Source organism: Spirosoma montaniterrae, assembly GCF_001988955.1.
Classification (GTDB): Bacteria; Bacteroidota; Bacteroidia; order Cytophagales; family Spirosomataceae; genus Spirosoma; species Spirosoma montaniterrae.
The window spans coordinates 578,763-594,099 of sequence record NZ_CP014263.1 but is presented as its reverse complement, the minus strand read 5'-3'; the positions used below and the strand labels follow the sequence as shown (position 1 = coordinate 594,099).

12 protein-coding genes are annotated in these 15,337 nt (G+C 53.6%); 6 read left to right on the top strand and 6 right to left on the bottom strand.

What is annotated here, in order from left to right:
- Nucleotides 1-89 precede the first annotated feature (89 nt).
- Genes AWR27_RS02530 through AWR27_RS02520 form a run of 3 tightly spaced genes read left to right on the top strand, consistent with a single transcriptional unit; the run spans nt 90 to nt 2,469 of the window.
- Nucleotides 90-425 (top strand): PKD domain-containing protein, encoded by a 336-nt coding sequence (locus AWR27_RS02530; RefSeq protein WP_077133758.1) that lies wholly within the window; start codon nt 90-92, stop codon nt 423-425.
- 5 nt (nt 426-430) lie between these two features.
- On the top strand, nt 431-1,516 hold the full coding sequence (locus AWR27_RS02525; protein WP_077129744.1) for a hypothetical protein: 1,086 nt from the start codon (nt 431-433) through the stop codon (nt 1,514-1,516).
- Nucleotides 1,517-1,527: 11 nt separating this feature from the next.
- The gene (locus AWR27_RS02520; protein WP_077129742.1) at nt 1,528-2,469 is read left to right on the top strand and encodes a hypothetical protein; all 942 of its coding nucleotides are present in this window, start codon (nt 1,528-1,530) and stop codon (nt 2,467-2,469) included.
- A gap of 82 nt (nt 2,470-2,551) precedes the next feature.
- On the opposite strand, the gene AWR27_RS02515 is transcribed toward AWR27_RS02520, so the two are convergent.
- The 6 genes from AWR27_RS02515 to AWR27_RS02490 all read right to left on the bottom strand — a co-directional run bounded on the left by AWR27_RS02515 (nt 2,552) and on the right by AWR27_RS02490 (nt 12,403).
- Entirely contained in the window at nt 2,552-3,949 is a 1,398-nt protein-coding gene (locus AWR27_RS02515; RefSeq protein ID WP_077129740.1) for a WG repeat-containing protein, read from the bottom strand.
- Between the two features lie 17 nt (nt 3,950-3,966).
- Nucleotides 3,967-5,229 (bottom strand): hypothetical protein, encoded by a 1,263-nt coding sequence (locus tag AWR27_RS02510; RefSeq protein ID WP_077129739.1) that lies wholly within the window; start codon nt 5,227-5,229, stop codon nt 3,967-3,969.
- 151 nt (nt 5,230-5,380) lie between these two features.
- Nucleotides 5,381-8,929 carry a hypothetical protein gene (locus AWR27_RS02505; RefSeq protein ID WP_077129738.1) on the bottom strand — a complete coding sequence of 1,183 codons (3,549 nt, stop codon included), beginning with the start codon at nt 8,927-8,929 and terminating at the stop codon, nt 5,381-5,383.
- Between the two features lie 157 nt (nt 8,930-9,086).
- On the bottom strand, nt 9,087-10,586 hold the full coding sequence (locus tag AWR27_RS02500) for a hypothetical protein (protein WP_077133757.1): 1,500 nt from the start codon (nt 10,584-10,586) through the stop codon (nt 9,087-9,089).
- A 137-nt stretch (nt 10,587-10,723) separates the two neighbouring features.
- Nucleotides 10,724-11,098 (bottom strand): hypothetical protein, encoded by a 375-nt coding sequence (locus AWR27_RS02495; protein ID WP_077129736.1) that lies wholly within the window; start codon nt 11,096-11,098, stop codon nt 10,724-10,726.
- Between the two features lie 18 nt (nt 11,099-11,116).
- Nucleotides 11,117-12,403: a hypothetical protein gene (locus tag AWR27_RS02490; protein ID WP_077129735.1), complete on the bottom strand. Its 1,287-nt coding sequence runs from the start codon at nt 12,401-12,403 to the stop codon at nt 11,117-11,119.
- A 256-nt stretch (nt 12,404-12,659) separates the two neighbouring features.
- Between AWR27_RS02490 and AWR27_RS02485 the strand changes: the two genes are divergently transcribed.
- The 3 genes from AWR27_RS02485 (at nt 12,660) to AWR27_RS02475 (ending at nt 15,329) form a co-directional block, all read left to right on the top strand.
- Nucleotides 12,660-14,285 carry an Ig-like domain-containing domain gene (locus tag AWR27_RS02485; RefSeq protein ID WP_077129734.1) on the top strand — a complete coding sequence of 542 codons (1,626 nt, stop codon included), beginning with the start codon at nt 12,660-12,662 and terminating at the stop codon, nt 14,283-14,285.
- A 20-nt stretch (nt 14,286-14,305) separates the two neighbouring features.
- Entirely contained in the window at nt 14,306-14,767 is a 462-nt protein-coding gene (locus tag AWR27_RS02480; RefSeq protein WP_077129732.1) for a hypothetical protein, read from the top strand.
- Between the two features lie 94 nt (nt 14,768-14,861).
- A complete protein-coding gene (locus AWR27_RS02475) occupies nt 14,862-15,329 on the top strand; it encodes a YHS domain-containing (seleno)protein (RefSeq protein ID WP_077129730.1) in 468 nt (155 codons plus the stop codon).
- The last annotated feature ends 8 nt before the right edge of the window (nt 15,330-15,337 follow it).

Genomic DNA, 15,337 nt, shown 5'->3' with positions numbered 1-15,337 from the left:
TGGGGGTGAAAATCGGGAAATACCCGGTTGTTAAATGTAGAAAAATTTCGTAAGTATCGCTTACTTTGTCAAGTTTCCCATCTATGAATATGCGACAGTGCGTTCTATACTTCCTTCTTTTGACCAGCCTGACGGCCTGCGAACCATTTGACCTGACCCGAAAGAATTTTCCGGTCTGTGCCAAACCATCGGCAGACATTGGCATAACCATCGACCGACTCGACGTGACGTTCTTCGTAGAAAATCCACAGGGCGACATTGGAGCCATTGGCTGGGACCCCGGCGATGGACGCGGCATAAATCGGGTTGGGTCACGCGTGACGTACAATTACGCCCAGCCCGGCACCTATACCGTTACGCTAACGCTCGTTAATTCGTGCGACGATAAGTTTACCCTGTCTCGCATTATCACTGTCCGCAACTAATCGCCATGCGTTATTTTTCTCTCTTCATCGGTTTTCTGCTGATAACTACCGCGCAGGCTCAGGATCGGAAGAACCCAATTCAGAATGTGCGAATTCGCGTTATCGATTCGTCAAAAATCGAGATTCGGTACGACCTGCTCACTACCCGGCCCGGCGATTCGGTCTATTTTGACATAAAAAGCCGTCGGCGCGGCTCGACCATCAAGCCTGCGGCAGAGTTTGTAACGGGCCATTGGGGCACTAACATCGACGCCGGCTCTGACCGCCGGATTCTCTGGGACGCCCAAGCTAACGGTATTACGCTAAACGAAGAAATTCGGGTAAACGTGCTGCTCCGGGCGGGTGCGCTTACGCCACCACTGGCGGATAAACCCCCGCGCAAGCCAACCGCTATTGCGGCAGGTCCGGTTCAACAATCTCCCGCGCCAACGGCTACCGAATCGCGAACAGCAACGCCTTCGCCCAAAGCCGAAAAGCCCGTGGCGGAAGCCACTCCAGCCGCTACACCACCGCAACGTGCTGTCAATGAAGCCCCGCGCGAGACAAAACAGGCCGACAAACCCATCGCCGAAACGCCGGTCAGTCGGTCGGCTTCGGCACCGGCAACGCCCAACGTAGAAACAAATCCGGCCCTTGTTCAGCCCGACACCACACTCGCCCAAAAGCGACGCTATACTGGCCCGGCCTGGGCACTGCTCTCGGCTGTGGCTCCGGGCATTGGCAACATATTTGTGCAAACGCCCAAACCGCGTATTGGCCTGCGCCCGGTTCTGGCAATTAGTTGCTACGGGTTGGTAGCTTATGGCTTGCTGGAACGCCAAAAAGCCCAAACTGACTACGCACTCTATCAACAACAACGCAACGCAGCAGTCGCTGAACCTTTTTATCAGCAAGCGAACGCGCATCACCATCGATATTTTTTAGCCACACGCGGAGCTATGCTGATAGCTGCCACCGACGTGGTGCTGACATTTATCCGGGGAATGGCAAACCAACGCGAACAACAGGCGGCTCAACGTGCCCGAACACTTACCTGGCGACCCGGCATTCAGGCAGGTCAGCCAACGGCAGTTATTTCTCTTTCGTTTTAACCAGAAACGCTATGCGCTCCACGTTATTCATACTATTTTGTGGTCTGGCGATCAGTGCTTTTGGGCAATCGTCGGCCAGGCGTCAGCCCAAACCAACGCTGTATTCGGCATCGAGTGAGTGGCAAAAAGTTGTCTTTAAGGCTACACCCCTGCGTTCGTCAGATCAACCGACCGTGGCAACAAACACACCCGCGCCGGTTTCGCCGAAGCCGCAACCACCAGCCACCGAGCCAGCCCCGGTTGCCGATATAACCGGACCAAAAAATAAAGAAGCTGCCACCACGAAACCGGTAGCCAAAACAGCCGAAGCCGTTGCCGCAAAGCCCACTTCGAAGTCCAGCACAGAGGAAACCGTTACAACGAAAGCTCCAGCTAAAAAAACTGCTGCACTCACGTTTACCGACAACTTTACGAACAACAAGCATCGGTGGTTGCAGGGCAAACGCAAGGGATACGAATTTGAGATTGCCCGCAGCAGTTTCTACATCCGCCGAACCGCCGAAGCCATCCAGAGTGTAGGCCGCTGCTATGTTGATCTGCCCGCCAGCATGGACCTCAACAAGGCCCAATCGTTTACGATTTCGGTCGAGATGAGCAGCCCACCGGGCGAATCGCCCGAAGGAGGCTTGCTACTGGGCGTGCAGGACGTTGATAATCTGACTCAGTTTATGCTGGCTGGTCAGAAAGAGGTAATTATCAAATCGACGCGCGACGGCAGCACCTTTGCCGCCTACATGCCCGGAAAGAAGACACCGATTGGTTTCCCGGCCAAAATGGATCGTAACGTACTGACCGTTATAAAGGAACAGGAGAAGCTACATTTCTACCTCAACGATCAGGAAATTGAAACCAGTCCATACGATTTTCGGAAGTTTCGCGGCAACGGCGTTGGCTTCATTGCGGGCCAGACGGCGGTGAAGTTTCAGAACTTGCAGGTAACTGTTGCCGAATAAGATTTAATTATAGCACAGAGATTCGCTGAGTATCATATTATCTCTGTATACCCTCTGTGCATCTCTGTGTAATAACTTGGCCTTACTCCCGAATGCGCTTGCCTTCGGGGTCGATCTGGTAATCGTTGCCATTGTTGATGACCGTGGCCCGACCGTTGCGAAATTCGGTAATGTCGTCGTATTTGGGTCGAATAAGCCAGCCATCGTCGGTCCAGAGGCCCCAGCGGTTGCCTTTGCGGGCTTTGCGTTCGCCAAACTGCCCGGCATCGTCCAGAATTTCGTCGTAGTCGGTCTCTATTTCCTTTTTCGGAGCTGGTAGCTGTGTGCGGTAATCCGAAGCTTCATCGGTAGACACCGACGCCGTTTCCTGCCTTCTTTGCTTCTTTCGGGGTTGTGCCGGCTCAGTCACGTCCCGCTTTTCTACCCGAGCAGGCGGGTCAGTTTGCCGCTGCTGACTCGTATTGTTTGTATTGCGTATGAAGAAATAAATCAGGGCCAGCAGGGCCAGCGCGAACAGCACACCGTATAAGCCGCTGCGGTCACTCGGGATCACTTCTACACGCACAGTGCTGAGCGGGTTGTTCAGCGCGTCGAACAGGGTATACTCGGTGGTCTTTCGGGGGTTGACCCGCGCCCAGTTTTGCGGACTCAGCCCTTCGCCCACGTCATCGACCGTAACAGCCAGCAGGTTAGCCACGTCCCACTCGAGCCGAACGTCCTGCCCGCTGCGTACCCGACCGGGCGTGGCTGTAAACGTGTGCACGATGGGTGCAGGCGGTGGTGGCAGGTCTTGTTCGCGGGGAAGGGGCGATAATTCTGGTTCGGGCTGGCGAACCCGCCAGTCGGTCGACACCAACTTCTCACGAAGCGAATCACTAATGAGTTCACGCTCAGGAACGTACTCATGGATTTGGAGGTAACTCCAGATGGCAACGGCGAGTTCGGCTTCGTCGAAATTAATGGTTCGAAACAATGACCGAATGGCTGGAGCGGGAATCCGTCCTTTGAAATCGTCTAAGCTATCCGTGACTTTCCGGCGCATACTCTCGGCAGTTTCGCCGGGCGTTGTTGCCGGTTCAACAATCGGAGCATTCTCAACAACGGGCGGTGGCGTTACGGCCTCCGTTTCAACAGGCAGCGTTTGGACCAGTGCCGGTATCCACTTATCAGCCACAAACGCCCGCGACAGCCGCGCTGGTTCGGCCTGTTTTACCAGTGTCTCTACGTCGGCGGGGGTCAGTTTGCCGCGTCGTTGCCGGGCCAGCGTTAGAATACTGTCGCGAACAACGCTGATTTTACCAAAATCGGGCTGAACACTCAAGCTTACCTGATTGACCAACCGGCTGAAATCGGCATCTGACAAACCGATGGCTTTGGCTTCGGTGGTCAGGCCCTTTTTGCGCCATTCCCACTCGGCCACGTCGCCTTCGTGCAGTACAATTTCGTCTTTAATCCACTCGCGCAGTTCGTCAATCGTCATAGTAAGCGTGGCATATCTTAGCTGAGAAAGCTAATCTGGGCTTTCTCAACAATGGCCCATTTATCGCCTTGCAAAGATAGCTTACCCGGCTTTTCCGTCCGAATCCGGCTACCGGGCCGGGGCTGCATCTGATAGCTACAGGTGTCGTTCAGATACGAATACGGGTCCGACAGGGCGAGCCGTTGCAGGTCGGGCTGATCGCTTACCTGAAATACGGCCTGCGTATCGGTCTGCCGATGAATCTCAAATACGGTGTCGCGGTCAGGAGTGGCCGATAAGCCGCTGCTGCTGAAGCCGTCGCCCAGATCAGCCGTTCGCCCATATAACAGCGATGGGGTTGAGCGGAAGCTATTTGGCATTGGGCCAGCTATTGGGGAAGACGCGGGCGGTGGCGTTGCACTAACTATCGGTGGCACAACGTCGGCAGCGGGCGAAGTAGGTTCTGACTCAGCCATCGGCATACGCGGCTGAACCGGTGTTTGCTGCGACTGAGCAGAGGGTTGTGGTCGAGGTGTTGGGTTGCCGGGCCGAGGCTCAGTTTGGTTTCTTAACTGCCTGTTTGCGTCTTCCAGCCGTTTTATGCGGTCTTGCAGGGCGGCAATCTGGCCGTCATAACTCTGTTTAACGGGTTCGCTCCTGTTCTGACTACGTATCCATAACAGCACAACACCAACTAAACTGATAAGCGAAAAAATCAGGGGTAAGTACTGCATAATTGACAATGGTTTTGCGGTAGTAGGGTCAGTTTCAAGCTCTGCTTCAGTGGTTAGCGTTTCGTCGGTAGCTGCGCTGGCAGTGTCGGTTAGTGCGGAGTCGTCGGCAGCAACAATGGGTTCTGTTTCAGCAGGTTGCCCTCCGGCGGCTGCGCTCAGCTTTTGCTGAAACGTCGCGAATGTCGGCAGTTGCTTTCGGTTGCTTTTAGTACCACCCGCAACACGGTCGAGCAGAAAAGCCTGTAAGGTGGCGGGCAACGTGGCCGGGTTCGTTTGAAGTGCGTTCCGGGCCTCCCGACGGGCATCGTTAACTAATTCGTCGCCCCCCCGAAGTCGGTTCTTTTTCGCAAAGGCTGTAAGCTCTTCGTAGGTACTACAGGGCTGACAGATTGGGTTAGGAACCCTACCGAACGATTTTTCGTCGGTTGCCAGAAATTCGAGCGTGGCCCGAATCATGCCGATAGCTGTCGGGTTGGGCGCATTCCGGGCCGAATCAGTCTGGGCAAGCGCAACGGATTCAGTCAACAGCAGGGCAAGCCCCAAAACGTAAATAGTTGGTTGTCTCATAACGGGTTTAGCTGGACGCTGGTCGGGACATACGTCCCGACCTTTTTGATGGCGGATATTCATCCGCATTGGGTACTACGCGGACGAATGTCCGCTGTTAAGTTGTTCAGGACATAAGTCCTGAACAGCCGCCGACAGCCGCCGAGCGGCTTTAGCCTTCGGCGATAAATTTCGACAGTTCGTAGAGTGCGTGTTTGAGCGGCAGGAAGAAGAACGTTTCCGAAATAGCTTCATTCGGGCTGCGTTCCATGCCCATCCGCGCCAGCATGTAGCTATCGTAGATGCGCCCGCCCCGCGTAACGTCGGAGCCGGTTAGAAACTCGTAGTATTTCTCTGGCGTCTGAATATTGTATTCGCGCAGGAAATAGGCAACGTCGCGGTCGAGCAGTGTTTTCTCCAGGAAGCTTTTCACGTTCAGCAGCACCGAATCGTGGAAATCTTTCTGGGCGCGGGCCTCGCCAATAGTTGTTCGGCGATACTCGAAGGGCGTGCTTTTGTCGAGTTGCTGCCCCCAGTACGAACTGGTTTCCCGACGTTCGTACTGCGATTTTTCACTGCCTGAGTTCTCGAACAGAACAGCCCCGTTGGCGGTCGTTTCTTTCGGATTGTTGGTTAGCAATACTTCAAAATCGGGCGGAACCGGCAGCGTTGTATAAGACCGGAACAGCATCTTCGTAAACGTAATCAGGCGGGGCAGCGACCCCAGCATGTTCAGGTACTGACTCCCGCGCCCCGTGAAGGTCAGGTAGCGCGGCAGCCCCAGTCCGTGCGATTCGATGACCTGTACCAAATGATACACGATTGACGCATAGTGCAGGTACAGCACCAGACGCATGGCCGGTTTGCCATCCTGAATCGACTGCACAAACTTGAACTGATCGTTGTACTTAAACAACAGGCTGACAATGTCTTCGGCGGTCAGTTCGGGCGTGTTCAGGAACGTATCGAGCGTGGCAAACTCCAGCCCCTGCTCCTGTTGCAGCGTTTTGCGGTACTTCTTATAGTTTTCGACAAAGCCATTGTCTTTGCGATGCGACGGGTAGCCCTGCTCGTTCAGGCCACCGCCCCAGATGTCGTATCCGGCAAACCGGAACGACGTGTTGAGGTAACGGTCCTGCTGCCGCATGAACAGCATAATGTCGGTTGTGCCACCCCCAATGTCTACGTTGACTGTATCGGCAAACGATTTTACGCCCTGTTTTACCAGGTAATAATAGGGAGCCAGCGACTCCGGTACGGGTATGTCGCGGAAGTTGCGCGTATGACCGAACACATTCTCGAATGCCTGTTTCAACTCCTGCACCAGACTTTCTTCGGTCATGGCCCGCATACTCGACGGAGCCAGCCAGACTACGCCCGCCTTTGATATATCGCCCTGATTCAGCACGATTTTGTTACGAATCAATAGCAGCAACGTCTCGAAAAATGCCCGAACACGGGGCCGGTTCAACGTATCGGCGGGCTGGTTTTCAAACAGCCATTTCAGGTTCGTTACATAGTGGTTTACGCCCGTGTTGCCACTTTCAAGGTCGATGTTAAAGCCGAGATTGACCTTGCTGAACAAGTTATCGCGGCTATCGGTGAAACCGCTTTTTTCGTAAACCGTGGTGCGAAGCGGGAAAGCAAACGGCGAACCAAATTCTTTGCCGATGATAGGCGGTATAAATTCGCGCCGGATGAGGGGTTCCATCGGCGTAATTTTGCCGAAACTTACCGGCAACCGATACCGCTCGTAGGTGGTTTTGTCGGTACCATCATACGGTTTGTTGAGCATCACCATCTGCAACTCGTCTTTGTCGAGATTTACCCGGTCGTCGCTGATGGTCAGTGCTTTTGGATCGACCCCGCCCGCTACGGCATCGGTATAGGCAATGTGCGTGTTGGAAGTGCCGAAGTCGATAGCGAACGTGAAGGGCTTATAGCCTTTCTGGTCGATAAGCGTAAACTGCGGCAACACCAGCCCGCGATACGGAATGCCATTGCGCTCCAGCCGCACCTCAGCCAGATCGAACGGTTGCGCCACCTTGTAATAATACGACGCGGGCTGTTCTGACTTCGGCGAACGCACTTCCGGCGTATTGACCCCAACCGGCTGGTTATTCACCACGTTCGGAATCTGGAAAAAACGCAGCGAGGTAGCAGGCTGGAAACCCGTTTCGTAGTCGCTCCAGTCGGCCAGCATAACGGTATACTGGTTGAGTCGCTGCCAGTCGGGTTCGGGCACGGTGATGCGATAGAATGGGAAAAACGCCAGCCCCGCCCGGAAATCAATCACCGTTTCGGGCTTGCCGAGGTTGTATTCTTTGCGAAAATCGACGCTGCGGTTATTCCGAATCGGAATCCGTAGCGCAACAATCAGCACCCGATCCATGCCCCGGCTTTCTTCGCGGATGCTCAGTTGCCGTTTCAGGTCGTCGGTGGTGAAGAAATTGAAGTACTCTTTCCGTATCGGCAGCAGCACGTCGGTATCGCCCGGCACGCCCGTCAGGAATCGGGCATTGTTAATCTTGAACGGCATCCGAATCAGGAAGTCCTCCAGAAAATCGTCGGTCGTCACAAACGGGTATTTCACGTTGTCGACTCCCGGCAGGTAACGGTCGGCCAGCAGCCCTCCCTCGGCAAGGTTGTTCAGCGACGAGCGCATGACCACCGTTTGCGGGTTCCAGGGCGTATTTTTAACGTACCGACCACTCACTTCCATGCGTGACGCTACGGCCAGCGGTTTGCGAACGCCCGTTGGGGCACCGTGCCGTGTTTCGCGCTGGTAGTGGGTTGCCGTTGGCTCCATCACGAAGTCGCTGCCCTGCTCAATATCCTGTAGCAAATCGGCTTCTCGAACTTTGTAGAGGGCCAGCCCCGGCAACACCTGCAAGACGGAGTTGCTTTCGCCCCCAATCTGAATCGGCTCAAAACTATCGAGCGTAGTATTGGGCGTTATCGGCAGCGGCACCGGGCTATCGAAAAATACTTTGTACAGGTACTCTTTGAAACCACCCAGCAACTGATTACCGGCTCCATCGTATAACCGGCGCAGGTAGGTCACAAAAGCTTCGTCGCGTTCGGCCAGCGATACGTATTCGTTCTGAAACAACACCCGCCCGTTGGTACTGCGGGGCGACTCGATGTATTTGTTCTGCCGTTCCTGTTCCCAGTTGGGCGAGGTAAATACCAGCGTCAGGGGCGAGGTGCCGCCCAGCAGGGCACCTTTGTAGTAGATAAGTGTAAACTGGTACAGATTTGCCAGATCGCCCCGGAGGTCGAGTTCGAGGGCTTTCGCCAGAATCTGATGCGAATGCCGCTGCACGAGCGCACCTGACGCCGTGGGCGTGCCGTTTTTCTGGTTTAGCGCACTTAATCGTTCGGTCCGGTTCCAGACGCGGTAAGTCAGGTCGGGACTATTGCCCGCCTGAAACAGCAGTTCGAGCATGTCGAGCGCGTGCGACACCAGCACGTGGTACAGTGTCAGTTCGCGCGGGTTTGCGTCGTTTTTTACCAGCCGAAAGGCCGTGTCGAACAAATACAGCCGCGCAAACGGCGATGGAATCGACGTACCGGCTTTGGCCGCAATGCTGCCGCCCGATAACGTATCTTTAATGTGTTCGATACGGCTACCGGTCAGCCCGCTTTGGGTGCCGGTCCAGCCCTGATGATTTTGCTGACTAACGTTGGGGTCGTTGTCGATGCGAAGTATATGTGGCATATGGGAAAGGGAATTGGAACACAGATTGAACGGATACTACGAATTGACACAGATTTTTTGGTACAAGCCGTATGGCAACGGCCACCCAGCTTGCTGTTTAGTTGACCTACCAATAATCTGTGTGAATCTGTCGCATCCGTTCAATCTGTGTTCCCCTTTAGTTTGTTAATTCGCGGCTGACAGTGCCGAGCTTTTCGCGGCATTTGTCGGCTACGTCGATGAGCATTTGCATGAACCGCGCTTCAGACTGCGGAAACGTAGCCTGCATACTATTTTCGGTTTTTCCGGCGGCATCGAGCAAAAAACCATCGCTGATACCTTTGCTAAAGAAGCCGGTTTCGATTTGCTTCGAGCGAACCAGCGCGTTGAAATTGGCATTCAGATCGAAGGCATGAAAGGCCCGGTCGTTGTCGGCCATTTCCTGCAACCACGGCTTAAAGTGGTTTGCCATAAAGTTAGTCAGCGAGACGTAGAACGTACTGGTATTCAGTTCCTGCGCCAGATTCAGGTTTTTGGCGAAGGCTTCGCGCAGATTGCCGGGCACGAAGTCGAGCACGAACTTGGTCGCGTAGACAAACCGCATCAGCGGCTCCAGCATATTTTGGTAGGTCGGTTCGTAGAAATGCGGCAGGTCGAGCCGGCGGTCATTGCGTTTCAGCCCATACTCGTAGTACCGTTTGTTGTCCGAAAGTTCGTCGGCGGGCTTGCGGGCAAAATCCAGAACGGCTTCAGCGGCCAGCATTTCCACAACATGCGCGCTGTTGGTTTGCTTGGCTCCGCCCTCCACGTTCGGGTACAGTTTTGCCCCCTGCTGATCGCCAATGTAATAGAGCGCGTCGAGACTGATTTGCTGCTGGTAGTACGATAAAGCCGCTTTGGTTTTCGACAGAAAGCGGTCCTGATCTATCGAACTCTGGCTATTTTCTTCAAGCGCGAAATAGGGCATTACGGTCACGGCTCCTTTTTTAGCCGTGCGAATGGGCATTTTCTGGCTGGGGTGCTGCAATAACTTTACTAACTGCGGAAAACCCGACGAGCCAGTGCCGCCGAAAATAGAACTGACGATAAATACCCGGTCGGTGGCATCGTTGAATGCGCCGGTAAAGTATTTATACACCGCCGAATCTTCGAGTGAGTTAAACACCACACTGCCAATGTTCGGATTGCCTTTAAAACCGACCGACAGGTTCAGTTTCAGTTCGGCACTGGTGGGCTTGGCCGAGTTATCGTACAGCAGTTTCAGAAATTCGCGGTCGATGTCGTCCATGCTGCTCACGTTCAAAAATTCTTCAAACGTCCCCTGATGTTCAGTCAGTTTAGGCAGCACAGAGTCGCCGATTTTTTCCTGCGCATTATCGGCCTGGAGCGTGCCGAGGGGTTGCAGGGGCGTAGCAAAAAACGTCCGACGTTCGGCCTGCCCGCTTTGCCCGGCCTGTCCGGTCTGAGCCGTATCGCGATAGGCCCCTTTGCGGATGGTTCGATAGAGTTCAACGGCTCGCAGTGTACGGTCGGTGTCGCCGTTCTGCATGTCCATGTCGAGCAGAATAGGTACGATAGTCAGGTCGGCGGGAGTTTTCGCGCCAGCCGCCAGCAGCATCGTTAGCGAACGCAGCACACGCGCCCCCGTGCCGCCAATGCCAAATACGAATAGTTTCATAGTTGCTATTCGGGATATAAATCCCGAATCAGTTAACAGCGGACATTCGTCCGCATAGATTACTTGTTTGGGCGGATAAATATCCGCTGTTATTGGGTTCGGGACATACGTCCCGAACAGCTTCACGTCAATTACAATCAAAACGGCGTCCGCCGGGCAAAGATGGAAAATCGTTTGAGCGCAATGGAAAAAACAAAAAACTCAATAGCGGCATAGAGCGCGTTGATACCGCCGAACCCTGTCATATAGCTGTCGGTATCGTCGGCTCCGGTGCGATCAAGGGCGTACCAAATAGCATAGGCAAAGGCAAAAATCAACAGCACTACCAGCGTGATGACCCAATGCGGCACCCGATGAAACACCGACCGCCAGCGACCTAAGCCGAGGTAAAAAACAAGAGCCAGTATCAACGCCACCAAAAGCGTGATGGTGCCAACGGGCGTAAAAATTTCGTCAACGTAAATGGGGTCGTTATTCTGACCCAGAAAAAGTTCGTACAGGGTAGTGAACATGAGAAATGGGAATCTGGCTTAATCCTTTATCAATTTAAATTTCAGGTTAATATACTCATTGTTGCCCGACTGGTAGGCTTCGCGAACCCCGGTCATCAGTTCATTGAATGCAAACGTTTTGTTGCGCCGACCAGCGGGGGTGCGGTCGTCCGACGTAGACCAATCAGCGTACCACATATCAGTACGGGCAGGTAGCGACAGAGTCACGTCGGCTTCATTATCGAACAATTGTTCAACCCGGAATGTCAGCACATGCGAATGCTGACTGAGCAATTTCTGTTCACGGTCGCTCAAACGGTCGGTCTTCACAGCGTTCCGGCGTTGTACGTTTACCAGCTTCACCCCGCCATTGGTAGCCGATGTTTTCAGGTTCTGCCGGATGTAGTTTTCTGCCTGTGCATACGCAGGTAGTTTATCTAAGGTCAGGCCAACGGCAAATTCGACCGGATCGGCTTTGCGGCCTGTTTTAATTTCGGCAACGTTACCACGCACGGCCCGCCAGTCGCCTTTTTTATTCAGCGAGAAAAACAAATCATAGGTTTTGAGCGGATTAACCGCGCCGAAATCGAGCCGTTTGGTAGGTTGGGTTGACAGCAGGTCGCTCAACTGCCGGTTCACGTCGGCCAGCAACGCCTGTTTGCCAATCACCCAAATGTAGAAAGGCCGCTGTTCGCCCACGAGCTTTTGCTTCTGGTTCTGGTAGGTGTAATACGTACCGTTGAAAGCCGACGTGTACGCATAAACCGTAGCCCCGATGCCTTGTTTATTGAACCGGGCAAACTGGTCGTACATATTATTCTTGAGCGTACTGGCTGCGTTGTTGCGATTCACTTCCGGGTCGCGCCGAATGTCGGCGTCGGGAAACGACAGAATGCAGTCCGACACAAAAATAGCGACGTTATTACCCGCTGCGGTCTCGCCTACCTGTCTGAAAATCTGGTGCAGTTCCGAACTTTTGCCAGTAGCCAACGGCGTAGTTGCCAATTGCGCCACAAACTGGTTTATGTCGCTGTTGAGTGGTTGCGGTTTGCCTGCCGAGATGGTGTGTAGCGACAGCGGTTTAATTTGATTGGCTTTCGTGACGAAATCAGCCACGATGTTTTTGAACTCGGTAGCCCCTTTCAGGTAGCCGCCCATACTGGCCGACGTTTCCAGAAAAAAATGCAGTTCGCCAAGCGTCGGGGCTTTTTCGACAGTCGAAGCAGCGGGTTTATCGGCGGTTCGTTCGCGTTTTCGGTCGGAACCGCACTGAAAAAAAAGCGTTGACAGGCTAAAAGCAAGGGCAACGAGAAACGTTTGCTTCATAATCGACGTAGTGGTTGTGGAGCTTTTGGCACAGCGACCGTGCGTGTACTGGTATGAAAAACGAAAGTAAGGCCCCGGTTTGATATATCGGCCTATAAAATTGACGAACGGCCCGATTTACCGGCTTTAACATTCGTTAACATCCACGAATAGCGAGTTCGTCGTTTACCTTTGTAGTATGTGGTGCCGAAGCTCCAGCTTTGGCAGGTAGATTAGGATTGCATGGCCGAAGCTGGAGCTTCGGCACTACACGCGTATGCCGTTCCGACTTCTTATTGTTTTTGCGCTTCTGGTTTCTCTTCCAATTCTGTTGCAGAACTGTGCGCAGGTGGCCCAGCCGCCGGGTGGTAAAAAAGATACCATCGCACCCAAATTGGTCAGCAGCATTCCGAAACTGCGCCAGTTGAACTACGCAGGCAAAACCGTTACGCTCGAATACAACGAGTATGTAAGCACGGAAAATATCCAGCAGAAAATCACCATTACGCCCCAGGACAGCAACACGTATTCGGTACGCGCCCTGCCAACCGGCCTGCGGCTGAATTTCGACCGGCCCCTGCAAAAAAATACGACCTACACCATTAACTTCTCAGATGGTATCAAAGACGTTACGGAGCGCAACGTGACCACCGACAGCAAGATTGTATTCAGCACCGGCCCGGTCATCGATTCGCTGTATCTGAGCGGGAACGTGGTCGATGACGAAACCCGAACGCCTATTCTGGGCTTTGTCGTGGGGCTGTTCGGTGAAAACGATACGCTGCCCATCAACCGAAAACGCCCGGCCTACTACGCCCGCACCGACAGCAACGGTAACTTCCGCATCGAAAATGTGAAAGCGGGTCGTTTTAAAGTGTATGGCTTCGATGATAAAGACCTGAATTTAGTGAACAACACCCCCGGCGAGCGCGTCGGGTTTCGCGATTCGGTGCTGAACCTGAACCGCAACTACACCGATATTAATCTGATTGCTTTTCGGGGTTATGGCAAGCCGCGTGTCAGCCGACGCGAACGCACCGACGAAACGCTGGGCCTTGAACTCAGCAGCGGCATTGCCGATTACCGGATCAAATTCAATAAACCCGGCGATACATTGGTGTCGTTTCTCGAATCGCCAAAAATGATTCGGCTGTTTCGGCCTGCCAACCGGGCTGCGGGCGATACCATCAACATCACGGTGGCCGCCGAAGACTCGGTCGGGAATGTGACCGAATTGAAAGAACGGGTCTATTTTTCGCCCCTGAAAACCCGCGCCAAAGACCGTAAGCCGCTCACCGTGCAGGTTGCGCCCACTGCCAGCGAACCCATTGACAATAACCTCGATTTTACGCTCACGTTCAGCAAACCTGTATTCCGCGTCGATACGAATCTGATCGTGATTGGCCCCGACAGCACGAAACCGTTTAAACTGACAGCCAGCGATTTCCGGTGGAGTAACAACTACTCGCGGCTGATGTTTAAACGTAAAACGGAGCTACGCGATACGCTGCTGTTTCGGCTCCAGAAAGGCGCGTTTATCAGCGTACAGGGCGATACTTCATCGCGTTACTCGGTTAAGTACCGCATTGCCGATGAAGAAAGTTTCGGCCTGATTTCTGGCCGCGTCAATCGCCCCGACCGGAATTTCGTGATTGAGTTGCTGGACGAAAAATACCAGGTTGTGCGCTCGGTTTATGGCACACCGACCTACACCTTCGCACGGCTGCGTCCGGGTCGCTACCGGGTCCGGCTTATTCTCGACGCCAATGGCAACCGCAAACGCGACATCGGCAACGTACAGAAGGGTATTCAACCCGAAATCATCATCTACCACCCCGGTGCCGAAGAAGGTGGTATTATCCCGCTCAAAGCTAATTTTGAGTTGACAGATATTGATTTTTGAACCACCTCTCCCCTATAACCATGATTATCAGACTTTTACTACTAAGCACCGTGCTGTTATCGTGCGGAGACAAAACGCAAACCAACGAGCAAACCCAGGCGGTTATCCCAATCGTTGGCACCTGGAGGCTGCTGTCGGGAACAACCATCGAAAAAGGCGATACGACCGTAACGGACTACACGAAAGACCTGTCGTTCATCAAAATTATCAATGACACCCACTTTGCTTTTTTGAAGCACGACCTGACCAAAGGCAAAGGACCATCGGCGGCCTACAACTCCGGGGGCGGCAGCTACACATTGACCGACAGTTTGTATACGGAACACCTGGACTATTGCACCGAACGGGAATGGGAAGGCAATACGTTTCAGTTTACGCTTACGCTGAAAAATGACACCCTGATTCAGCAGGGCGTCGAGAAAGTGGCCGACGCAGGCATAGATCGGCTGAATATTGAACGGTACGTAAGACTGAAAAAATAAGCACACAATCAGGTGCAGATTCTGTGCGATTTTGTCAGGTTGCCGACATTCGGTGAAGACGCCGTGGGCAACCTTTGTCGAAACAAATCGCACAATGAAACCCTCATACTTCCTCCTTCTGCTGTGTATCGGCATCGGCTTGTCGTCGGCGCGGGCGCAATCGCCCAATGCACAGCGGCAGACTCAGTTCAACTTAGCTAAAAATCTGGCAATCAGCGGCTACGACCCGGTCAGTTATTTCGACGGCAAACCCCGCGAAGGCCGGGCCGACATGGCCGTTACCTACAAAGGCGTTACCTATCACTTCGCCAACGCGGCCAATGCCAACCGTTTTAAAAAGAGTCCGGCAACTTATGAGCCAGCTTATGGCGGGTGGTGTGCGTATGCGATGGGGGCAACGGGCGAAAAAGTAGACATCGACCCCGAAACGTACAAAATTACCAACGGACGGCTGTATCTCTTTTACAACCGGCTCTTTAACAACACCCTGCCCAAGTGGAATAAGGACGAGACGAATCTGGCCCGGCAAGCCGACGCAAACTGGCTGAAATTTTACCGCTGAAACCCGTA